Annotated in this window: 17 protein-coding genes; 11 read left to right on the top strand and 6 right to left on the bottom strand. The window is 68.0% G+C overall.

Annotated elements, in window-relative coordinates; translation table 11 throughout:
• Nucleotides 1-77 precede the first annotated feature (77 nt).
• From typA to ACGFS9_RS26225, 6 genes are all read left to right on the top strand, one after another.
• On the top strand, nt 78-1,985 hold the full coding sequence (typA, locus tag ACGFS9_RS26200) for a translational GTPase TypA (protein ID WP_393256647.1): 1,908 nt from the start codon (nt 78-80) through the stop codon (nt 1,983-1,985).
• An 841-nt stretch (nt 1,986-2,826) separates the two neighbouring features.
• Nucleotides 2,827-3,861, top strand: coding sequence for an ABC transporter permease (locus ACGFS9_RS26205; RefSeq protein WP_393256648.1), 1,035 nt, complete (start codon nt 2,827-2,829; stop codon nt 3,859-3,861).
• A gap of 150 nt (nt 3,862-4,011) precedes the next feature.
• The gene (locus ACGFS9_RS26210) at nt 4,012-5,820 is read left to right on the top strand and encodes an ABC transporter substrate-binding protein (RefSeq protein WP_393256649.1); all 1,809 of its coding nucleotides are present in this window, start codon (nt 4,012-4,014) and stop codon (nt 5,818-5,820) included.
• Nucleotides 5,821-5,915: 95 nt separating this feature from the next.
• Nucleotides 5,916-6,896 carry an ABC transporter permease gene (locus ACGFS9_RS26215; RefSeq protein ID WP_393256650.1) on the top strand — a complete coding sequence of 327 codons (981 nt, stop codon included), beginning with the start codon at nt 5,916-5,918 and terminating at the stop codon, nt 6,894-6,896.
• A 10-nt stretch (nt 6,897-6,906) separates the two neighbouring features.
• Nucleotides 6,907-7,968, top strand: a complete 1,062-nt coding sequence (locus tag ACGFS9_RS26220; protein ID WP_393256651.1) for an ABC transporter ATP-binding protein — start codon at nt 6,907-6,909, stop codon at nt 7,966-7,968.
• A 13-nt stretch (nt 7,969-7,981) separates the two neighbouring features.
• Complete coding sequence (locus ACGFS9_RS26225) at nt 7,982-9,139, top strand: ABC transporter ATP-binding protein (RefSeq protein WP_393256652.1); 1,158 nt, start codon at nt 7,982-7,984, stop codon at nt 9,137-9,139.
• 64 nt (nt 9,140-9,203) lie between these two features.
• Here ACGFS9_RS26225 and ACGFS9_RS26230 read toward each other — a convergent pair whose 3' ends face one another.
• A complete protein-coding gene (locus tag ACGFS9_RS26230) occupies nt 9,204-9,938 on the bottom strand; it encodes a class I SAM-dependent methyltransferase (protein ID WP_393256653.1) in 735 nt (244 codons plus the stop codon).
• A gap of 276 nt (nt 9,939-10,214) precedes the next feature.
• Here ACGFS9_RS26230 and ACGFS9_RS26235 point away from each other — a divergent pair, with 276 nt between their 5' ends.
• Both ACGFS9_RS26235 and ACGFS9_RS26240 read left to right on the top strand, forming a co-directional pair.
• Complete coding sequence (locus ACGFS9_RS26235) at nt 10,215-10,733, top strand: DinB family protein (RefSeq protein ID WP_393256654.1); 519 nt, start codon at nt 10,215-10,217, stop codon at nt 10,731-10,733.
• Nucleotides 10,734-10,736: 3 nt separating this feature from the next.
• Nucleotides 10,737-11,129, top strand: coding sequence for a VOC family protein (locus ACGFS9_RS26240; protein WP_393256655.1), 393 nt, complete (start codon nt 10,737-10,739; stop codon nt 11,127-11,129).
• A 174-nt stretch (nt 11,130-11,303) separates the two neighbouring features.
• Here ACGFS9_RS26240 and ACGFS9_RS26245 read toward each other — a convergent pair whose 3' ends face one another.
• From ACGFS9_RS26245 to ACGFS9_RS26265, 5 genes are all read right to left on the bottom strand, one after another.
• The gene (locus tag ACGFS9_RS26245; RefSeq protein WP_393256656.1) at nt 11,304-12,350 is read right to left on the bottom strand and encodes an ABC transporter ATP-binding protein; all 1,047 of its coding nucleotides are present in this window, start codon (nt 12,348-12,350) and stop codon (nt 11,304-11,306) included.
• 26 nt (nt 12,351-12,376) lie between these two features.
• Complete coding sequence (locus ACGFS9_RS26250; RefSeq protein WP_393256657.1) at nt 12,377-13,414, bottom strand: ABC transporter ATP-binding protein; 1,038 nt, start codon at nt 13,412-13,414, stop codon at nt 12,377-12,379.
• A gap of 70 nt (nt 13,415-13,484) precedes the next feature.
• Nucleotides 13,485-14,465, bottom strand: coding sequence for an ABC transporter permease (locus ACGFS9_RS26255; RefSeq protein ID WP_393256658.1), 981 nt, complete (start codon nt 14,463-14,465; stop codon nt 13,485-13,487).
• A 105-nt stretch (nt 14,466-14,570) separates the two neighbouring features.
• Complete coding sequence (locus ACGFS9_RS26260) at nt 14,571-16,337, bottom strand: ABC transporter substrate-binding protein (protein ID WP_393256659.1); 1,767 nt, start codon at nt 16,335-16,337, stop codon at nt 14,571-14,573.
• A gap of 82 nt (nt 16,338-16,419) precedes the next feature.
• Nucleotides 16,420-17,448: an ABC transporter permease gene (locus ACGFS9_RS26265; protein ID WP_393256660.1), complete on the bottom strand. Its 1,029-nt coding sequence runs from the start codon at nt 17,446-17,448 to the stop codon at nt 16,420-16,422.
• A gap of 614 nt (nt 17,449-18,062) precedes the next feature.
• Between ACGFS9_RS26265 and ACGFS9_RS26270 the strand changes: the two genes are divergently transcribed.
• Genes ACGFS9_RS26270 through ACGFS9_RS26280 form a run of 3 tightly spaced genes read left to right on the top strand, consistent with a single transcriptional unit; the run spans nt 18,063 to nt 21,684 of the window.
• On the top strand, nt 18,063-19,694 hold the full coding sequence (locus ACGFS9_RS26270) for an ABC transporter substrate-binding protein (RefSeq protein WP_393256661.1): 1,632 nt from the start codon (nt 18,063-18,065) through the stop codon (nt 19,692-19,694).
• A 54-nt stretch (nt 19,695-19,748) separates the two neighbouring features.
• Nucleotides 19,749-20,672, top strand: a complete 924-nt coding sequence (locus ACGFS9_RS26275) for an ABC transporter permease (protein WP_393256662.1) — start codon at nt 19,749-19,751, stop codon at nt 20,670-20,672.
• The gene (locus ACGFS9_RS26280; RefSeq protein ID WP_393256663.1) at nt 20,665-21,684 is read left to right on the top strand and encodes an ABC transporter permease; all 1,020 of its coding nucleotides are present in this window, start codon (nt 20,665-20,667) and stop codon (nt 21,682-21,684) included. The genes ACGFS9_RS26275 and ACGFS9_RS26280 overlap by 8 nt, the downstream gene beginning before the upstream one ends.
• Nucleotides 21,685-21,688 lie beyond the last annotated feature (4 nt).

The raw sequence follows: 21,688 nt of genomic DNA on the forward strand, positions 1-21,688 counted from the left end.
GTGTCCAGCCCGGCAGGGTCCGCGTAGCACTGACGTACGCGCAGGCCGTCCACTCACCCCGGGAGAAGCGCCTCAATATGGCCACGCGCCACGACATCCGCAACGTCGCCATCGTCGCCCACGTCGACCACGGCAAGACCACCCTGGTCGACGCCATGCTCAAGCAGGCCGGTGCCTTCGCCGCGCACGCCGCCGAGTCGCTCGACGACCGCATGATGGACTCGAACGACCTGGAACGTGAGAAGGGCATCACGATCCTGGCCAAGAACACGGCCGTCAAGTACCACCCGAAGGATGGCGGCGACGCCATCACGATCAACATCATCGACACCCCCGGCCACGCCGACTTCGGCGGCGAGGTCGAGCGCGGCCTGTCGATGGTCGACGCCGTCGTCCTGCTCGTCGACGCCTCCGAGGGCCCGCTGCCGCAGACCCGCTTCGTGCTGCGCAAGGCGCTGCAGGCCAAGCTGCCCGTCATCCTGTGCATCAACAAGACGGACCGCCCGGACTCGCGCATCGACGAGGTCGTGAACGAGGCGTACGACCTCTTCCTCGACCTGGACGCGGACGAGGACCAGATCGAGTTCCCCATCGTCTACGCGTGCGCGCGCGACGGCGTGGCCTCGCTGACCAAGCCGGAGGACGGCACCGTCCCGGCCGACAGCGACAACCTGGAGCCGTTCTTCTCCACCATCCTGGAGCACGTCCCGGCCCCCTCCTACGACGAGGCCGCCCCGCTCCAGGCCCACGTCACCAACCTGGACGCCGACAACTTCCTCGGCCGCATCGCGCTGCTCCGCGTCGAGCAGGGCGAGCTGCGCAAGGGCCAGACGGTCACCTGGATCAAGCGCGACGGTTCGATGTCGAACGTCCGCATCACCGAGCTGCTGATGACCGAGGCGCTCACCCGCAAGCCCGCCGAGATGGCCGGCCCCGGTGACATCTGCGCCGTCGCGGGCATCCCGGACATCATGATCGGCGAGACGCTCGCCGACACCGAGAACCCGATCGCGCTGCCGCTCATCACGGTCGACGAGCCGGCGATCTCCATGACCATCGGCACGAACACCTCGCCGCTGGTCGGCCGCGGCGGCACGGGCAAGGGCGCGGACGCCAAGGCCGCGGTCAAGGACCGCAAGGTCACCGCCCGCCAGGTCAAGGACCGCCTCGACCGGGAGCTGATCGGCAACGTCTCGCTGCGGGTGCTCGACACCGAGCGGCCGGACGCCTGGGAGGTCCAGGGCCGTGGTGAGCTGGCGCTCGCCATCCTGGTGGAGCAGATGCGCCGCGAGGGCTTCGAGCTGACCATCGGCAAGCCGCAGGTCGTCACCCAGGTCATCGACGGCAAGGTGCACGAGCCGGTCGAGCGCATGACGATCGACGTCCCCGAGGAGCACATGGGCGCGGTCACGCAGCTCATGGGCGTCCGCAAGGGCCGGATGGACAACATGTCCAACCACGGCTCCGGCTGGGTCCGCCTGGAGTTCGTCGTCCCGTCCCGCGGCCTGATCGGCTTCCGCACGGAGTTCCTGACCGGCACGCGCGGCACCGGCATCGCCCACTCGATCCACGAGGGCCACGAGCCGTGGTTCGGCACGCTGACGACCCGTAACAACGGCTCGCTCGTCGCCGACCGCTCCGGCGCCGTCACCGCGTTCGCGATGACGAACCTCCAGGAGCGCGGCGTGCTGTTCACCGACCCCGGCACCGAGGTGTACGAGGGCATGATCGTCGGCGAGAACTCGCGCTCCGACGACATGGACGTGAACATCACCAAGGAGAAGAAGCTCACGAACATGCGGTCCTCGTCGGCCGACACGTTCGAGGCGATCGTCCCGCCGCGCAAGCTCTCGCTGGAGCAGTCGCTGGAGTTCTGCCGCGACGACGAGTGCGTCGAGGTGACCCCGGAGGCCATTCGCATCCGCAAGGTCGTCCTGGACCAGAAGGAGCGCGGCCGGTCCGCGAGCCGCGCCAAGCACGGCTGATCCGCCGCTCCGCACCGCCCCGTCCCGCGTCCGTGCCGCCGCTGAAGCGGCCGGCCGGGCCGGGCTGATCGTCCCGCCGCGGCGGGCCGGTCCACCGGCAACCGAGCCCGGGTGCCCCCAGCATGGGGGCACCCGGGCTTTTCGCAACCCGTTTTCCGCCCTTCCATGTCCGAAATGCGGAGCTGCTCGACCGATACGCATGTAACACGTCCGTTTCGGGGGCTTCTCCGGCGGATCATTTTGTCCAGATTTTGGAAGATGTACGCGGCAGCTGTGATGGAACCGAGACCTAAAGGCTGTGGTCGGTTATCTGGCTCATGTCAGATAGTTAGCCGCGTAACGCTCGGGTCAATGGGTCAAGCGCTGTGGGGACAGTGCCGACTCACGAGCACAGTGGGGTGCCTGATCCTCCGTCAGGGGTGGCGGAGATCGGAAGTGCCCCTCTTGTCCGTGCAACGGTTGAGTCTTGAGGAGGTACCCATGTGCGGTGTCACCGGCGCCATGTGGGTCACGACGTCCCCCGCGATCCGCGACGAGGCGCAGCCCCGGCCACGGCTCTGTGCCCGCGTCTGCTGACGCGGCGGCCCGGGCACTGGCCCGGCCCGGTGCGTCGCTGAGCACCACCCGGTTTCCCGCTTGTGGCGGCGGACCCCGATGTGGTTCCACCTACGCGCGTCCGACTGGGAATTCCGGTCGACCGCCGGGCATTTGACGTCTCCTCTCCACCGAACGGCGGCCGGGCACATCGGGTGACGGCCGCCGACTCGGCGCAGCCTCGTCCGCTCTCACGGGCCGGCCGCGTCCGGGTACGGCACACCCACACTTGCGGAATGGGCGAATTGTGACGAGTCCTATCGAGACTGAGGACGGCGCTGGACCGGTCGCCGTGGACGACGGGAAGGCCACGGACACGCGATCCGAGGCCGAGCAGCCCGTCGGCCGGTCTCCCGGCCAGTTGATGTGGCTCCGCTTCAAGCGGGACCGCTCGGGGGTCATCTCCGCCTACGTCGTGGGGTTCTTCTTCCTGATCGGCCTCTGCGCCCCGCTGATCGGCAAGCTGTACGGCAAGAATCCGTACACGGTGTACGCCGACGAGCGTCCCGAGCTGTTCGACAGCGCGGGCGTGCCGGTGCAGCCCAACGGCGGTATGAGCGGGGAGTTCTGGTTCGGACTGGAACCGGGCAACGGCTACGACGTCTTCACGAAGCTGATCTACGGCATCAGGACCTCGCTGATGATCTCCGTGGCGGTGACGATCGCCGTCGTGATCACCGGCATCCTGCTGGGCGTCACCGCCGGATACGTGGGCGGCAAGGTCGACTACGGCATCAGCCGGGTCATCGACTTCCTGCTGGCCTTCCCCTCGCAGCTCTTCTTCATCGCGAGCATGCCCGTCGTGGTCTCGCTCTTCGTGAGCCCGCGCGACGAGACGCCGACCTACGTCCGGGTGGTGGCACTGATCGCCGTCCAGTGGGTGCTCGGCTGGATGAGCCTCGCCCGCATCCTGCGGGGCACCGCACTGGCCCTGCGTGAACGGGAGTTCATCGAAGCGGCCAAGGTGAGCGGGGCACCCCCCTGGCGGATCATCCGCAAGGAGGTGCTGCCCAACGTGGTGACACCGCTGCTGGTGCAGGCCACCTACCTGCTCCCGAACTTCGTGACGATCGAGGCCGGTCTGTCCTTCCTCGGCGTCGGCATCGTCGAGCCGACGCCCGACTGGGGGCAGATGTTCGCCAAGGCCTCGACGGAACTCGTGCTGCAGAACGACATCACCTACATGTTCTTCCCGGGCGTCTCGATGATCGTCTTCGTCGTCGCGTTCAACCTGCTCGGGGATTCGGTCAGGGACGCCTTCGATCCCAAGACGGCTCGCTGACCCATGAGTTGTGGGCGCCTTCGCCCCGATCTCGAACGGCAATTCCACAGCACCTCAACGGCACTTCACTGGTCCGACGGCAGCGACTCACCAGCACCGCAGGTGCACTTGTTCGCACTGGTGATACACAGATGGGTAGGAATCTGAGTGATGAGTAGGGGCGGACGCCACACATACGCCGCAATCTCCGTGCTCGCGGCGGGAGCTCTCGTGCTCACCGGTTGCAGCAAGGGCGGCAGCGACAGCAAGGACGACGGCAAGAAGGACAAGGAGAACGCGCAGCGCCAGCAGGCGTCGATCAAGTTCGGCGACGCCGCCGACTCCACCGGCCCCGCGGCCGAGGTCCCCGGCGCCAAGAGCGGCGGCACCATGGAGGTCCTCCAGCGCGACAGCTACGCGCACCTGGACCCGGCGCAGATCTACGTCTCCGACGAGGGCTCGCTCGCCACGCTGCTCCACCGCGGCCTCACCGGCTACAAGGCCACGAGCAACGACGGTCGCCAACACGAGGTCGTCGGCGACCTCGCCACCGACTCCGGCACCACGACGGACGGCGGCAAGACCTGGAAGTACACCCTCAAGGACGGCATCAAGTTCGAGGACGGTTCGGCGATCACGTCCAAGGACGTCCGCCACACCATGGAGCGCCTCTTCGCGCCGTTCATCAACCAGGGCCCGCCCTACATCCAGCAGTGGCTGGCGGACACCCCGGGCGCGGACTACCGCAAGCTCCTGAAGGACGGCCCGTTCAAGGGCAAGCACCTGCCGGAGAGCATCCTGCAGACGCCGGACGACAAGACCATCGTCTTCAAGTTCAAGACGCCGCACCCCGACCTCCCGTACGCCCTCGCCATGGCGGGCTACGCGATCGTCTCCGAGAAGGGCGACACCAAGGAGAAGTACGACCGGGCGCCCGTGGCGACCGGCCCGTACAAGATCCAGTCGTTCAAGTCCGGCAAGTCGATGGTCCTCGTCAAGAACACCAACTGGGACGCGAAGACCGACCCGATCCGCCACCAGTACGTGGACCGGTTCAACTTCACCTTCAACCAGCAGTTCGAGACGTCCACCAAGACCCTGCTCGCCGACTCGGGCGCTGACCAGGCCGGCATCAGCTTCAACAACCAGGTCGACGCGGGCAACCTCTCCAAGGTCCTCAAGGACCCGAAGATGAAGTCCCGCACCGTCAGCGGCTTCCAGCCGTACGTCGGTCAGATGAACATCAACCTGAGCCACCCGGCCCTCAAGGACAAGAAGATCCGCGAGGCCATCGCCTACGCGCTGCCCATCACCCCGTTCGTGCGGGCCTACGGCGGCAACGACGCGATGGAGGTCGCCGGCGGCCTCATCAGCCCGACCGTCAGCGGCTACGACGCCTCCTTCGACCCGTTCGGCAAGCGCAAGAAGCCGGCCGGTGACCCGGAGAAGGCCAAGGCCCTGCTGAAGGAAGCGGGCAAGGTGGGCATGAAGCTGACCTTCGGCTACCTCAACACCCCCGAGGGCCAGCAGTACTCCACCGCCATGGCCGCGGGCCTGAAGAAGGCCGGCTTCGACGTCCAGCGCCAGGAGATCCCGGCCGAGACGTACTACGACCAGGTCAGCAAATTGGACAACAACTACGACATCTTCCACACCGCGTGGGGTGCCGACTGGCCGTCCGCCTCGACCGTGATCCCGCCGCTGTACGACGGCCGCGGCATCGCCGACGGTGCGCAGAACTACTCGCAGGTCAACGACCCCAAGGTCAACGCCGACATCGACCGCATCAACAAGATCACCGACCCGGTCAAGGCTGCGGCCGAGTGGGAGAAGGTCGACCAGTACCTCGTCAAGGACGTCGTCAACGTCGTCCCGACCGGGTACTACAAGCAGACCCAGATCGCCGGCTCCAAGGTCGGCGGCCTGGTCTACGACGACGTGATCGGTGGCGTCGACCCGCGTCGCCTGTTCGTCAAGTAACCGTCGCCCTGACGGGGCCCGGTGCGCCTGCCGCTCGAGAAGCGCTCGCACCGGGCCCCGCCGGGCCCCGCTGACGTCTGAGAGCTGCCCCTGTCATGCTGCGCTTCCTCATTCGCCGCTCACTCGGCGCCGTCGTCATCCTGTTCCTGCTGAGTATCGTCGCGTTCCTGCTGTTCTTCGGGATGCCGAGGGACCCCGGGCTGCTGATGTGCGGCAAGACATGCACGCCCGCCAACCTGGAGAACATCCATCACGTGCTCGGACTCGACAAGTCGATCCCCGAGCAGTACTGGATCTTCCTGCACAACCTGGTGCTGGGCAGCAACGACTTCGCCCAAGGGCCCTGCCCCACCCCCTGCTTCGGGTACTCGTACCACACCAACGAGCAGGTCTGGGGCACCCTCATGGACCGGCTGCCCACCACCGTCTCGCTCACGCTGGGCGCGGCCGTCATCTTCCTCTTCGTCGGCCTGGGCACGGGCATGTTCTCCGCGTGGAAGCGGGGCACCCTGTTCGACAAGACCGTGACGGCCGGGGCGATGGTGCTCAGCTCCATGCAGATCTACTTCCTCGGTCCGCTGGCACTGGCCGCCCTGGTGTACCAGAGCCACCTCTTCTCCAAGCCCGCCTACAACGACTTCACCGCCGGCCCGGTCAGCTGGTTCACCGGCCTGATCATCCCGTGGGTCATCCTCTCCACCATCTTCGCCTCGCAGTACACCCGTATGGCGCGCTCGTCGATGATCGAGCAGCTCCAGGAGGAGCACGTGCGCACGGCGCGGGCGAAGGGCATGTCCCGGAAGTACGTCTTCTTCCGCTACGCCTGGCGCGGCTCCCTCATCCCCATCGTCACCATCTTCGGCATCGACCTCGGCTCGCTGCTGGGCGGCGCGATCATCACCGAGTACACCTTCAGCCTGCCGGGCCTCGGCCAGCTCGCCGTCCAGGCCGTCTCCTTCAGCGACCTCCCGCTGCTGCTGGGCGTGATGCTCTTCTCCGCCGCCATGATCCTGCTGTTCAACATCATCGTGGATGCCTGCTACGCCTTCATCGACCCGCGCGTGCGGCTGTCCTAGGAGCATTTCCGTGACCACTTCGACCAAGGAATCCGCCGCCGGGGTGCCGGCGGACCCGGGCGCCTTCCTCTCGGTGCGTGACCTGCACGTCCGGTTCAAGACGGAGGACGGTGTCGTCCAGGCCGTCAACGGCCTCTCCTTCGACCTCGAACGCGGCAGGACGCTCGGCATCGTGGGCGAGTCCGGCTCCGGCAAGTCGGTGACCAACCTGACCATCCTCGGCCTGCACAACCCGATGTTCACCACCGTCGAGGGCGAGATCCTGCTCGACGGGCAGGAACTCATCACCGCGCGCGAGCCGGAGTTGGAGAAGGTCCGCGGCAACAAGGCCGCGATGATCTTCCAGGACCCGCTGACGGCCCTGTCCCCTTACTACACGGTGGGCCGGCAGATCGCCGAGCCGTTCATGAAGCACACCGGGGCGTCGAAGAAGGCGGCCTGGGAGCGGGCCGTGGAGATGCTGGGCAAGGTGGGCATCCCGAACCCCCGGGCACGGGCGAAGGACTACCCGCACCAGTTCTCCGGCGGCATGCGCCAGCGCGCGATGATCGCGATGGCCCTGGTCTGCGACCCCGACCTCCTGATCGCGGACGAGCCCACCACCGCCCTCGACGTCACCGTGCAGGCCCAGATCCTCGACCTGCTGAAGGACCTCCAGCAGGAGTTCGGCTCGGCCATCGTCTTCATCACCCACGACCTCGGCGTCATCGCCGACATGGCCGACGACATCATGGTGATGTACGCGGGCGGAGCGGTGGAGCGCGGCACCACGGACGAGGTGCTCCGCTCACCCCAGCACCCCTACACCTGGGGCCTGTTGAACTCGATGCCGCGCCTGGACTCCGACCTCGACGCGCCGCTGGCGCCGATCCCCGGCGCGCCGCCGTCCCTGCTGAAGCCGCCGTCCGGGTGCCGGTTCCACCCCCGGTGCGCCTTCCAGCACGAGGTGGGGGGCGCCCGCTGCGTGGACGAACCTCCGCTGCTGCCGGCGGGCCGGGGCGGCGCCTGCCACCTCACGGCCGAGCAGAAGCGGGACATTTTCATCGAGCAGATCAAGCCCCGGCTGCGGTAGGGAGAACAGCGTCATGAAGGAAGACGTCGCGAAGGACGTCCCGACGGGTGATGCCACGCTGCCCGCTCCGCGCCCCGCCGCCGACGGCGGTTCCGGCGAGCCGCTGCTGGTCGTGGAGAACCTGGTCAAGCACTTCCCCGTCAAGGGCGGCTTCCCGATCCGGCGCACCATCGGCGCGGTGCAGGCCGTCGACGGCATCGACCTCACCGTGAACGCCGGTGAGAGCTTCGGCCTGGTCGGCGAGTCCGGCTGCGGCAAGTCGACGACGGGACGGCTGATCACGCGCCTGCTGGAGCCCACCTCCGGCAGGATCAGCTATCGCGGCCAGGACATCAGCCACGCCGGCCGCAGACAGTTGGCGCCGGTCCGCTCCGAGATCCAGATGATCTTCCAGGACCCGTACTCGTCGCTGAACCCGCGGCAGACGGTCGGCAAGATCATCTCCGGTCCGATGGAGGTCAACGGGATCAACCCGCCCGGTGGCCGGGAGAAGCGGGTCCGTGAACTGCTGGAGACGGTGGGGCTCAACCCCGAGCACTTCAACCGCTTCCCGCACGAGTTCTCCGGCGGCCAGCGCCAGCGCATCGGCGTCGCCCGCGCGCTCGCCCTGGAACCGAAGCTGATCGTGGCGGACGAGCCGGTCTCGGCGCTCGACGTCTCCATCCAGGCGCAGGTCGTCAACCTGCTCCAGGAGGTGCAGCGGGACCTGGGCATCGCTTTCCTCTTCATCGCCCACGACCTCGCGGTGGTCCGGCACTTCTCGCAGCGCGTCGCCGTCATGTACCTCGGCAAGGTGATCGAGGTCGGCGACCGGGACTCGATCTACACGCGCCCCCGGCACCCCTACACGCACGCCCTGCTGTCCGCCGTGCCCGAGGTGGAACTGGAGCCGACGGGCGAGCAGCGGCGCGAGCGGATCAGGCTGGCGGGCGACGTGCCGTCCCCCGTCTCCCCGCCGTCGGGCTGCCGGTTCCGCACCCGCTGCTGGAAGGCGCAGGACAAGTGCGCCCGGGAGCAGCCCCCGCTGGTCCGGCTGGACGGCAACGCCGACGGCCACTTGACGGCCTGCCACTTCCCCGAGGACCCCACGGTCGAGGCCCGCAGCGGGGACATCGTGCTCGACCCGGCGCTCGCGGCGCTGGAGAAGGCCGAGGGCGAACCCGCCGAGTAGCGGCGGGCGGGAGGGGCACGGGGGTGGGTCCGGCCGTCCGGCCGGACCCACCCCCGCGCCCCGCTCAGGCGGTGACCGCCACGGTGATGATCTCGGGGGAGGTGGCCGACAGCGGGCCCCGGGCCCAGTCCCCGTACTGCTCCTGCACGGTGAACCCGGCGGAGCCCAGGAACCGGCGCAGGGCGTCCGCTCCCAGGAACCGCAGGGTGCTCCGGCTGACGCGGGGCCGCTCCCAGCCCGGATGCTCGAAGGTCTCGCTGAACGTCACCCGGTCGCCGAGCACCGGAGCCTCGACCCGGTGACTGACCCGAACGGCGTCCCCGTCCGCGTCCCGCACCGCGCGCGCCCGGTCCGGCGTCCACGACTCCCAGGGCCGGACCGCCGGGTTGCGCGTCTCGAAGGCGAACCGGCCTCCGTCGGCGAGGGCCCGGCGCACGCCCGCGAGCGCGGCGCGTACCTGCTCGTCACCGAGCAGCACCTGGAACGCGTGCCCCGTCATCACCACGAGGTCGAACTCCCCTTCCCAGCGCGCCGATCCGAGATCCCCGAGCACCCACTCGGCCGGCGCCCGCCGGCGCGCCTGCACCAGCATCGCCGCCGCGGGATCGAGCCCGCACAGCCGGCCCCCGTGCCCGGCCTCCCGGGCTCTCGCCAACAGCCGCCCCGTCCCGCACCCGACATCGAGCACGGACCGCGCGGACATCACCAGGTCCAGATAGAAGTCGTCGCCGGGCCCCCATGGGTTGAGCTGGTCGTACAGGGCGGCGAGCGAGACGTCACTGAACGAACGATCAGCCATCGCAGCAGTCTCTCAGCCAACGCGGCACTCCGAAACAGTGATCACCAAGGAATCCGACGATCGGGCGGGCGAAGATACGGCAGTCGCGGCACGCGACGAAAACCCCGGCCCCCGGGACCGGTCCGGGCGAACTTGGCAGACCGCGAGGGTCCGTGCTCGAACACCCTCCCCTCGGCCGTCCGCGGACGCTCCCCCCGTAAGCGGGTGGCCTCCGGCCGGGGCGTCGGGTGCTTAATCGGTCGACAGCGGCCGGGCCGACCGGGATGCTTCACCCCGATGACTTCGACTTCGCAGACACGGACCGACACCCCCGTCTCCTGGGACGAGCGCACCCAGTTGACCACCTTCCTCGACTACGCCCGGGCCACCGCCCGCGCCAAGTGCGACGGCGTCTCCGAGGAGGACGCCCGCAAGGCGCCGCTCCCCGGGTCCCCGCTGATGACGCTCAGCGGGGTGGTGAACCACCTGCGCTGGGTGGAGTACTCCTGGTTCCAGGTCGTCTTCCTCGGCGAGGAGGACGAGGGGCCCTGGACGGACGAGGACCCCGACCGCGAGATGCGCGTCGCCGTCGACATACCGCTGGCGGAGATCCTCGACGCGTACGAGGAACAGAGCAAGCGCTACCGGGAGTTGGTCGCCGTGCACGAGCTCGACGCGACGGCGCAGCGGCCGATCCGCGACGGCCGGCGGGTCGACCTCCGGTGGATTCTCCTGCACCTCGTGGAGGAGACCGCGCGGCACAACGGCCACCTCGACATCCTGCGGGAACTGGCCGACGGCACGACGGGAGCCTGAACCATGACGGAGACCGGGGCCCTCGGCCCGACCATCCGCACCATCACCTTCGACTGCACCGGCGACCCGTACGATCTCGGGCTGTTCTGGAGCGCGTTGCTCGGCCGCCCGCTCGCCGACGACGACAAGCCCGGCGACCCGGAGGCGGTCGTCGCCGACCCGGCGGGCGGCCCGACGCTGCTGTTCGTGCGGGTGGAGGAGGGCAAGACGGCCAAGAACCGCGTCCACCTCGACCTCCGGCCGCAGGGCCGTACCCGCGCGGCCGAGGTCGAGCGGGCCCTCGCCCTGGGCGCCGTGGAGATCGCCGACCGCACCCGCCCGGACGGCGGGGGCTGGGTCGTCCTCGCGGACCCGGAGGGCAACGAGTTCTGCGTGGAGCGGGGGGACGCGGACTGACGCGCCCTCCCTCGTCCGGCCGCCGGCCGCGCCCGGTGGGCCCCACCGCCGAAGAAGGCCCGCACCCGGGAGGGCGCGGGCCTTCGATCCCCTGGAACGGGACGATCGCGGGCTCGGGTCAATGGGCCGGTGACGTCGGTTCCGAAAGGAGGGCGGCTGACGGATTGGGGTGTGTCAGACCGCCGCCTCGGGGTCCTTGGCGAGACGCGGCGCCGGCACGGTCTCCGTCGTCTCCGGGTAGTGGCACGCCGTCAGGTGGCCGGCGTTGCTGCCGGAGATCTGCACCAGCGGCGGCTCCTCGGTGGCGCACTTGTCCTGCGCCTTCCAGCAGCGGGTGCGGAACCGGCAGCCCGACGGCGGGTTGAGCGGCGAGGGCACGTCACCCTTGAGCAGGATGCGCTCGCGGCCCGGCTGGTCGTCGGCGGTCGCCTCGGGCACGGCCGACATCAGGGCGCGGGTGTAGGGGTGGCGCGGGTTGTCGTACAGGTCCTCGCGGTTGGCGATCTCGACGATCTTGCCGAGGTACATGACGGCGACGCGCTGCGAGAAGTGCCGGACCACCGCGAGGTCGTGGGCGATGAAGAGGAAGGCGATGCCCAGGTCGCGCTGGAGTTCCTGGAGCAGGTTGACGACCTGCGCCTGGATGGAGACGTCGAGGGCGGAGACGGGCTCGTCCGCGACGATCAGCTTCGGTTCCAGGGCGAGCGCGCGGGCGACCCCGATGCGCTGGCGCTGGCCGCCGGAGAACTCGTGCGGGAAGCGGTTGAAGTGCTCGGGGTTGAGCCCCACGGTCTCCAGCAGTTCACGGACCCGCTTCTCCTGGCCCCCGGGCGGGTTGATCCCGTTGATCTCCATCGGACCGGAGATGATCTTGCCGACCGTCTGCCGCGGGTTCAGCGACGCGTAGGGGTCCTGGAAGATCATCTGGATCTCGGAGCGGACCGGCGCCAGCTGCCTGCGGCCGGCGTGCGTGATGTCCTGGCCGCGATAGCTGATCTTGCCGGAGGTGGGCTCCAGCAGCCGGGTGACGAGCCGTCCCGTCGTCGACTTGCCGCAGCCGGACTCGCCGACCAGACCGAGGCTCTCGCCCTCGGCCACCTGGAAGTCGAGACCGTCGACGGCCCGCACCGCGCCGATCTTCCGCTTGAAGGGGAAGCCGCCCATCACCGGGAAGTGCTTGGTCAGTCCGGTGACGTCCAGGAGGGGGTTCGTGTTGCTCATGATCGTGAAGTCCCGTCTCAGTTACGTCAGTGCGACCGGGTCGCGATGACGTCGGCGAAGTAGTCCCGGCGCTGGTCCGCCGTGAGGTGGCAGGCGGCGCCGCGCCCGTCGGTGACCTGGAGGGGCGGCTGCTCGGTGGAGCAGAGCGTGCCCTCGACCTTCTCCCTGAAGGTGCACCGCGGGTGGAAGCGGCAGCCCGACGGCGGGTTCAGCAGCGACGGCGGCGCACCCGGGATGGGCGACAGCGGCACGTCGACCGGCCCGTCCAGGCTCGGCATCGAGCCCAGCAGTCCCCAGGTGTAGGGGTGCTGCGGCGCCCGCAGCACCTCCTTCTTGGTCCCGCGCTCCACGCACCGGCCGCCGTACATCACCAGCACGTCGTCCGCGATGTCGGCGATGACACCGAGGTCGTGCGTGATGAAGATGATCGCGGTGCCGAACTCCTGCTGGAGGTCCTTCAGCAGGTCCATGATCTGTGCCTGCACGGTCACGTCGAGGGCGGTGGTGGGCTCGTCCGCGATCAGCAGCTCCGGGTCGCAGACCAGCGCCATCGCGATCATCGCGCGCTGGCGCATACCGCCGGAGAACTGGTGCGGGTAGTCGTCCACCCGGATGTCCGGCTGCGGGATGCCGACGCGCCGCAGCATCTCGATGGCCCGCGCCCGGGCCTCCTTCTTGGACGCTCCGGTGTGCTTGCGGTACGTCTCGCCGATCTGCTTGCCGATGGTGTGGTACGGCGACAGCGACGCCAGCGCGTCCTGGAAGATCATCGCCATCTTGTTGCCGCGGAGCCGCTCCATCTCCCGCTCGGAGGCGGTGAGCAGTTCCTTGCCGTCGAGCAGGATCTCCCCGTCGATGGCGGTCCGGTTGCGGTCGTGCAGGCCGAGGATCGTCAGGTTCGTGACGGACTTGCCGGAGCCCGACTCACCCACGATGCCGAGCGTCTTGCCCTTGGCCAGGTCGAAGGTGAGCCCGTCGACGGCCTTGACGACGCCGTCCTCGGTGGAGAAGTGGACCTTCAGATCCCTGACGGACAGGAAGGGCTGCTGATCGGTGCTCGTCACGGGGACGCTCCTGGGGGGTGATGCGAGGGGTAGCTTGCGGGCGGCGCGGGGACGGCGGCGGGCGCCGGCGTCAGCCGAGCCGGATCCGCGGGTCGATGAGGGCGTAGACGGCGTCCACGATGATGTTGAAGAGGACGATCGCGCCGGCCGAGAGGAGGGTCACGCCGAGCAGCATGGGCAGGTCGCTCTGGTCCACGGACGCCACCGCGAGCCGGCCGATGCCGGGGAGACTGAAGGTCGACTCGGTGATGATGGCACCGCCGATCAGCGTGCCGAGGTCGATGCCGAACACCGTGACGATGGGGCCCATCGCTCCGCGCCAGGCGAAGCGGAAGAAGACGCTCGCCCGGGACAGGCCCTTGGCGCGGGCCGTGCGGACGTAGTCCTCGCTGAGCTGCTCCACCATCTGGGAGCGCGTCATACGGGTGTAGTTGGCGGTGAAGATGATCGCCAGCACCAGCCAGGGCAGCAGCAGGCCGGAGAACCAGGCGACCGGGTCCTGGCTCAGCGGAACCCACTGCGGCTGGTCGAGCCAGCCCAGCTTCGCGACGAAGATGAACATCGCGATGTAGCCCACGAAGTAGATCTGGAGGGAGGAGCCGAGCAGCGAGAAGGAGCTGGCGAACTTGTCCAGGAACTGGCCCTGCTTCAGGGCGGCCACCATGCCCGCGCCGATGCCGAGGATCAGGAAGACCACCGCGGAGCCGAAGGCCAGGGACAGCGTCGTCGGCAGCCGGTCCATGATCGTGTCGTAGACCGGCACGTTGTTGGCGAAGGAGTAGCCGAGGCACGGGGCGTCGCAGTTCCCGAAGCCGGCGTAGTCGCGACCGACGAAGATGCCCTTCAGCCAGTACCAGTACTGGACCGGGATGGAGTGGTCGATGCCCAGGTTCTTCCGGATCTGCGCGAGGTTCTCAGGCGTGCAGTTCTTGCCGCAGGACATCATGGCGGGGTCACGCGGCACGGCGTAGAAGAGCCAGAAGGTGATGGCACTGATGATCAGCAAGATGACCAGTGCGCCGGTGACTCGGCGGACAAGGAAGCGGAACATGAGGCGTGACTTTCCGGACGGGGCGCCGTCGCCGGGAGGAAGTAGAGGGGGGTGGGCCACAGGGGGCGGCCATGTGCATGGCCGCCCCCGACAGGTCGTGCGGGTTTACTTCATCGCGTAGAGCTTGGTGAGCGCGACGCAGGTGTTGCCGCCGTCCCAGATGACGTTGCCGACCTTGGAGCCGTACAGGTAGTTGCGGATCGAGTGGTAGTCGGGGACGACCGCCGCCTGCTCCATGATCATCTCGTCGACGTTGCCCCAGGCCTTGTTGGCCTCCTCCACGTCCGCGGTCTTCGCGGCGGCGTCGATGGCCTTGTTGATGCTCGGGTCGTTCAGCTGGGCGTAGTTGCTGCGGCCGTCGCCGATGTTGTCGCCGCTCCAGCACGGGTAGAACTGCGAGTAGCCGCCCGGCCAGTCCGGGCTCCAGCCGGCCGCGAAGAGGTCGAAGCCGTTGTCGATCTTGCCGATCTGGGTGTAGAAGGTCGACTTGTCGACCTGCTTGTTGACGACCTTGAAGCCGGCCGCCTCCAGGGCGTTCTTGATGGCGACGGCGGACTTCACCGCGTTGTCCGACTGCTGGTACGCGATGACCAGCTTGTAGCCGAGCTTGCCGGCGTCCTTCAGCACGGACTTGGCCTTGGCGGCCTGGCCACCCGGGTGCTTGTCCACGCCGTAGAGGTCGAACTTCTTGTAACCGGGCGTCACCGGGGCGAAGATCGTGGTGGCGATCTCGCTGGTGGAGGCGCCACCGCGGATGGTCTGGAGCTGCTGGTGCGGCCAGGCGTAGTTGATCGCCTTGCGGACCTCGAGGTCCTTGACGCGGGTCATGTTGATCGGCCAGTAGTAGGTGACCGTGTCGACCGCGGTGAGGACGCGCTTCTTCAGCTCGGGGTTGGTGAGCACCTGGGCGATGCGCTCGGGGGCGATCTCGTTGAAGATCGGCACCGCGTACTGGTCGTTGCCCTTGTCCGCGATCCAGCGGTCGGTTGAGGCGACCAGCTCGTAGCCCATCTGGAAGACGTACTTGTCCGGGTAGGCGTTGCGGATCGGGTCGGTCTTCGGGTCCCAGTGCTCGTTGCGCACGAAGGTCATCTGCTTGCCGATGTTGCGGACGTCGACCTTGTACGGACCACAGGAGATGGGGCGCTTGTCGTACTTCTGCTTGGTGTCCTTCTTCTTGGGCACCAGCGAGTAACCACGCATGGCGAGCGTGTAGTTGAAGTCGACGCGGGCTTCCTTCAGGCGGAAGGTGACGGTCTTGCCGTCGATCTCGATGGAGTCGAGGGTCTTGCCGTCGTAGGGGCCCTTGTACTTGTCGCCACCCTCCAGGAAGTCCTGGACGTAGCGCGGACCCTCGGTGACGAAGGAGGCGAAGAGGCGCTCGAAGGTGTGGCGGACGTCGTCCATGGAGAGGTCGGCGCCGTCCTCCCACTTGATGCCGTCCTTGATCGTGAAGGACCAGGTCTTGCCGCCGTCCTTCATCGTGCCGGCGTCGGTCGCGGCGTCGCCGACCAGGGTCGCGTTGCCCTTGGCGTCCAGCTTGTAGCCGGTCAGACCACGCATGACCGGGACGGTGATGGCGCTCTCGGTCGAGACGTAGATCTGGGCCGGGTCCATGTGGTCCATGTCGAACTGCTGGAGGGAGTAGATCGTCCCGCCCTTGACCGCGCCCGAGACCTCCGGGGCCGGGCCCATGGAGTCGGCCTTGGTGCCCACCGGGATCTCGGTGGTCTTCGAGCCGGTGACCTTCGGGCCCTTGTTCTGCGAGGAGCCGCCCTTGCTGCCACTGTCGCTGCTGCAGGCGCTCAGCACCGAGGTCGACGCCGCGGCGACGCCGGTGGCGATGAGGAAGTTTCTACGCGAGAAGGACATGCTTCCTGCCTTGAAATGGGAGTGATGAGACGGTGTCCGGGCACGCCGGCTTCGTTGCCTTGGTGCTGGGGAGTGGCTTGGGCTAGCGCTTGGACTTGGGGTCGAGTGCGTCACGCACCGAGTCGCCGAGCAGGTTGAAGGCCAGGACGAAGATCACCATGGAGAGGCCCGGGAAGAGCATGAAGGTGAGGTCCTGCGTGTAGAACATCGCGCCGCGGGCGATCATGACGCCCCAGTCCGGGGTCGGGTCGATCATTCCGACCCCGAGGAAGGCGAGGCCCGCCTCGGCCGTGACGTACGCCGGAAGCATCAGCGTGGACTGAATGATGATCGGAGTCCACAGGTTGGGCAGGAGTTCCTTGAAGACGATACGTCGCGGTGATGCACCCGTGACCTTGGCGGCCTCGACGAACTCCCGCTCGCGCAGGCCGAGTACCTGGCCGCGCAGCAGGCGGGCGATGGAGGCCCAGCCGAAGGCGGCGAGCACGATGATCAGCGCGATCGCCCGCAGCCAGGTCGGCACCTCCTCGTCCGGCGCGATGAAGAGGGCGTACACGACCGGCATGAACGCGATGAAGAACAGGGTGGACGGGAACGAGAGCAGGATGTCGATGATCCGGCCCACGACGTAGTCCGTCTTGCCGCCCACGTAGCCGGCGGCGGTGCCGATGACCACACCGATGACCACGGTGAGGAGAGTGGCCGCCACCGCGATGCCCAGCGAGGTCCGGATGCCGTACAGAAGGAAGCTGAAGACGTCGCGGCCGAGCTGGGGCTCGATGCCGAACCAGAACTCGGGGCTCATCCCGCCGTTCGGGCCGGTGGGATAGGCGAAGGCGTCCAGCAGCTCGGGACGCTGGCTCGCATAGGTGGTGTACGGGTCCTTGCCGTACAGCTTGGCTATGACGGGAGCCAGGGCCGCGATCGCGAAGAAGAAGATCACCACGTAAGCGGATATGACACCGGTGCGGTCGCGCTTGAACCGCTTCCAGGCGAGTCGTCCAGGGGACCGACTCTCCGAGCCCTTGGGGTTCGCCGACGAATCCGGGATCGATCCGATCTCGTCGGTCACCTCAAGTGATGCGGCCGTGGGAGGAGTGGGGAGTGTCATGGTGCTCCATGCCCGATGGGGTCAACGGCATCCGCAGGGCGCTCCCTACGGGCTACGCCGGACTTTTTCAACGCAATTCATGCAAGGTCAATAAAATCTCGATCCCCTTGGGTTTCTCTTTACCTTTTTTGCCCTTGCTTGACCTGAGCGTAACTACGCGGGTAGCGCACCGTGGCCGTTCTGTGTCCGGATTCGGACCAACTGCGCGAATCGGGCAACGAGTTCGATAACCGGACGGCGGAGTCTCGGAATGCGTACATCTCGTGCGCCGAAACGAACGGTTCGGCATCGAAGCGCGGAGATCCGTTGCGCCGATCTTCAAGATCCTTTGGGGAGATCTTCACGATCCTTTGCGTGGTCCGCCGCCGGTCCGGCCGCCGGCGATCGCTCCGGGGCGCCGCAAGATCCTCTGACGCGCCGTCCGGAACGGATCGTTCCGCGGGGCCCGCCGCGATCCGTTCGGCCCACACCGCCACCCGAAAGGGCGGAGTAAATGTGCGATACGGAACAAATGGAAAGATATTGGGCCGTAAAGGCACGACAGGCACGACGCACCGGAGCCGAACGCCCGACCCCGGCCCCGGCGGCACAGCGCACTCTCGAGGAGGCACTCCATGCGTGGAGCCACACACGCCAGATGGGCCGCATGTGCGGTGGCGGTCGCCCTCGCGGCGACCGCCTGCGGGGGCGGAGGAAGTGACAGCGGCGGTGGCGACGGCTCCGGCACGGTCAGCTCCTCCTGGGGAGACCCGCAGAACCCGCTCGAACCGGCGAACACCAACGAGGTCCAGGGCGGCAAGGTCCTGGACATGATCTTCCGCGGGCTGAAGCGGTACAACGCCGAGACCGGCGCCGCCGAGGACATGCTCGCCGACAAGATCGAGACCTCGGACTCGCAGAACTTCACGATCACCATCAAGGACGGCTGGAAGTTCAGCAACGGCGAGACGGTGACCGCCCAGTCCTTCGTGGACGCCTGGAACTACGGCGCCAGCCTGAAGAACAACCAGAAGAACGCCTACTTCTTCGGGTACATCGAGGGCTATGACAAGGTGCACCCGGACTCCGGCAGCCAGAGCGCCGACACGCTCTCCGGGCTGAAGGTGACCGGCACGAACACCTTCACGGTCAAGCTGAACCAGAAGTTCTCCACCTTCCCCGACACCCTCGGCTACGTGGCGTACGCGCCACTGCCCAAGGCGTTCTTCGACGACCACGCGGCCTGGGTGAAGAAGCCGGTCGGCAACGGCCCCTACACGATCTCCTCGTACACCAAGGGCTCGCAGATGTCCCTGGTGAAGTGGGACGACTACCCGGGGGACGACAAGGCCAAGAACGGCGGCGTGACCCTCAAGGTCTACACGGACAACAACACCGCCTACAACGACCTGCTGGCCGGCAACCTGGACCTCGTCGACGACGTGCCCGCCGCCCAGCTCGCGAACGCCAAGAGCGACCTGAGCGGCCGGTACATCAACACCCCGGCCGGCATCATCCAGACGCTCGCCTTCCCCTTCTACGACCCGAAGTGGAACACCGACGGCGCGAAGAAGGTCCGCCAGGGGCTGTCCATGGCGATCAACCGCCAGCAGATCACCGACACCATCTTCCAGAAGACCCGGACCCCGGCCAGCGACTGGACCTCGCCGGTCCTCGGCGAGAAGGGCGGCTTCCAGAAGGGCCTGTGCGGCGACTCCTGCGACTACAACCCCAGCGAGGCCAAGAAGCTCGTCCAGGAGGGCGGCGGCCTGCCCGGCGGCCAGATCAAGATCAGCTACAACGCGGACACCGGCTCCCACAAGGAGTGGGTCGACGCCGTCTGCAACTCCATCAACAACGCCCTCGGCAACAACAAGGCGTGCGTCGGCAACCCGATCGGCACCTTCGCCGACTTCCGCAACCAGATCGGCGAGCACAAGATGCCCGGTCCGTTCCGGGCCGGCTGGCAGATGGACTACCCGCTGATCCAGAACTTCCTCCAGCCGCTGTACTACACGAACGCCTCGTCCAACGACGGCCTGTGGACCAACAAGGAGTTCGACGACCTGGTCAACCAGGCGAACGCGGAGACCGACACCGGCAAGGCCGTCAAGCTCTTCCAGCAGGCCGAGGGCGTCGTGCGGGACAACATGGCCGCCATCCCGCTCTGGTACCAGAACGGCAGCGCGGGCTACTCGGACAAGGTCTCGAACGTGGCGCTCAACCAGTTCAGCGTCCCCGTCTACAACGAGATCACCGTCAACTGAGCCGCCCGGGGCGGGCCCGCCGCACGGGCCCGCCCCACTACCTCCGGAGCACTCATGGGACGGTACGTCATCCGGCGCCTGCTGCAGATGATCCCGGTCTTCATCGGCGCCACACTGCTGATCTTCCTGATGGTCAACGTGATGGGCGACCCCATCGCGGGCCTGTGCGGCGACCGGAGCTGCGACCCCGCCACGGCCGCCCAGCTGCGTTCGGAGTTCGGTCTCGACAAGCCCCTGTGGCAGCAGTACCTCACCTACCTCGGCAACATCTTCACCGGCGACTTCGGCACCGCGTTCAACGGCCAGCCGGTCACCGAGCTGATGGGCTCCGCGTTCCCGGTCACCATCCGGCTCACCATCGTCGCCATCGTGTTCGAGATCGTCATCGGCATCACCCTCGGTGTGATCACCGGTCTGCGCCGCGGCCGTCCCGTCGACACCGGCGTCCTGCTGTTCACCCTCATCGTGATCTCCGTGCCGACCTTCGTCACCGGCCTCCTGCTCCAGCTGCTGCTCGGCGTCAAGTGGGGCTGGATCCAGCCCTCGGTCTCCTCCGAGGCGACCTTCGGCGAGCTGATCGTGCCGGGGCTGGTGCTGGCGTCGGTGTCCCTCGCCTACGTGACCCGCCTGACCCGTACCTCCATCGCGGAGAACAGGCGGTCCGACTACGTCCGGACGGCCGTGGCCAAGGGCCTGCCCCGGCGCCGGGTCACCATCCGGCACCTGCTGCGCAACTCGCTGATCCCCGTCGTCACCTTCATCGGCACCGACATCGGCGCGCTGATGGGCGGCGCGATCGTCACCGAGCGGATCTTCAACATCCACGGCGTCGGCTATCAGCTGTACCAGGGCATCCTGCGCCAGAACACGCAGACCGTCGTCGGCTTCGTGACCGTGCTCGTCCTCGTCTTCCTGGTCGCCAACCTGCTCGTCGACCTCCTGTACGCCGTACTCGACCCGAGGATCCGCTATGCCTGAGCAGCCGCCGTACGAGGAAGAGCCGCACCACGGCCCCGAGGGTCCTCCGCCGGAGGACCTCGCCATCGCCGCGACGGGCATGGGGGGACCGATGGACCTCGGGGCGAGCGAGGCGGAGACGCTGGAGCGGACCCCCGGCGGGCCGGAGGGCACCGGGCCGCAGGAGAAGCCGCGCTCCCTGTGGTCCGACGCCTGGCGGGACCTGCGCCGCAACCCGGTCTTCATCATCTCCGGGCTCGTCATCCTCTTCCTGGTCGTCATCTCGATCTGGCCCGGCCTGATCACCGACCAGAGCCCCCTCCAGTGCGACCTCGCCAAGCGCCAGCAGGGCTCGCAGCCCGGACACCCCTTCGGCTTCGACGGGCAGGGCTGCGACGTCTACACCCGGACCGTCTACGGCACCCGGGTCTCCATCAGCGTGGGTGTGCTCGCCACCCTCGGGGTCGCCCTCCTCGGCTCGGTCCTCGGCGGCCTCGCCGGCTTCTACGGCGGCCTCAACGACTCGCTCCTGTCCCGGCTCACCGACATCTTCTTCGCGATCCCCGTCGTCCTCGGCGGTCTGGTCCTGCTGTCGGTGGTGACCAGCAACACGATCTGGCCGGTCGTCGGGTTCATGGTGCTGCTCGGCTGGCCGCAGATCTCCCGTATCGCGCGCGGCTCGGTCATCACCACCAAGGAGAACGACTACGTGCAGGCCGCCCGCGCGCTCGGCGCCTCCAACTCCCGCCTGATGCTGCGGCACATCGCGCCGAACGCGGTCGCCCCGGTCATCGTGGTCGCGACCATCGCGCTCGGCACGTACATCTCGCTGGAGGCCACCCTGTCCTACCTGGGCGTCGGCCTGAAGCCGCCCAGGGTCAGCTGGGGCATCGACATCTCCGCGGCCTCCGCCTACATCCGCCAGGCCCCGCACATGCTGCTGTGGCCGGCCGGCGCGCTCGCGATCACCGTGCTCGCGTTCATCATGCTCGGCGACGCGGTGCGCGACGCCCTCGACCCGAAGCTGAGGTGACCGG

Origin of the sequence: Streptomyces sp. NPDC048566, from assembly GCF_043199735.1 — a bacterium.
In the GTDB taxonomy this organism is placed as follows: domain Bacteria; phylum Actinomycetota; class Actinomycetes; order Streptomycetales; family Streptomycetaceae; genus Streptomyces.

What these genes read in the sequence shown, in the direction of transcription:
- typA (WP_393256647.1), top strand. Translation starts at nt 78, where the DNA reads ATGGCCACGCGCCACGACATCCGCAACGTCGCCATCGTCGCCCACGTC.
- ACGFS9_RS26210 (WP_393256649.1), top strand. Translation starts at nt 4,012, where the DNA reads ATGAGTAGGGGCGGACGCCACACATACGCCGCAATCTCCGTGCTCGCG.
- ACGFS9_RS26215 (WP_393256650.1), top strand. Translation starts at nt 5,916, where the DNA reads ATGCTGCGCTTCCTCATTCGCCGCTCACTCGGCGCCGTCGTCATCCTG.
- ACGFS9_RS26225 (WP_393256652.1), top strand. Translation starts at nt 7,982, where the DNA reads ATGAAGGAAGACGTCGCGAAGGACGTCCCGACGGGTGATGCCACGCTG.
- ACGFS9_RS26230 (WP_393256653.1), bottom strand. Translation starts at nt 9,938, where the DNA reads ATGGCTGATCGTTCGTTCAGTGACGTCTCGCTCGCCGCCCTGTACGAC.
- ACGFS9_RS26235 (WP_393256654.1), top strand. Translation starts at nt 10,215, where the DNA reads ATGACTTCGACTTCGCAGACACGGACCGACACCCCCGTCTCCTGGGAC.
- ACGFS9_RS26240 (WP_393256655.1), top strand. Translation starts at nt 10,737, where the DNA reads ATGACGGAGACCGGGGCCCTCGGCCCGACCATCCGCACCATCACCTTC.
- ACGFS9_RS26245 (WP_393256656.1), bottom strand. Translation starts at nt 12,350, where the DNA reads ATGAGCAACACGAACCCCCTCCTGGACGTCACCGGACTGACCAAGCAC.
- ACGFS9_RS26255 (WP_393256658.1), bottom strand. Translation starts at nt 14,465, where the DNA reads ATGTTCCGCTTCCTTGTCCGCCGAGTCACCGGCGCACTGGTCATCTTG.
- ACGFS9_RS26260 (WP_393256659.1), bottom strand. Translation starts at nt 16,337, where the DNA reads ATGTCCTTCTCGCGTAGAAACTTCCTCATCGCCACCGGCGTCGCCGCG.
- ACGFS9_RS26265 (WP_393256660.1), bottom strand. Translation starts at nt 17,448, where the DNA reads ATGACACTCCCCACTCCTCCCACGGCCGCATCACTTGAGGTGACCGAC.
- ACGFS9_RS26270 (WP_393256661.1), top strand. Translation starts at nt 18,063, where the DNA reads ATGCGTGGAGCCACACACGCCAGATGGGCCGCATGTGCGGTGGCGGTC.
- ACGFS9_RS26275 (WP_393256662.1), top strand. Translation starts at nt 19,749, where the DNA reads ATGGGACGGTACGTCATCCGGCGCCTGCTGCAGATGATCCCGGTCTTC.
- ACGFS9_RS26280 (WP_393256663.1), top strand. Translation starts at nt 20,665, where the DNA reads ATGCCTGAGCAGCCGCCGTACGAGGAAGAGCCGCACCACGGCCCCGAG.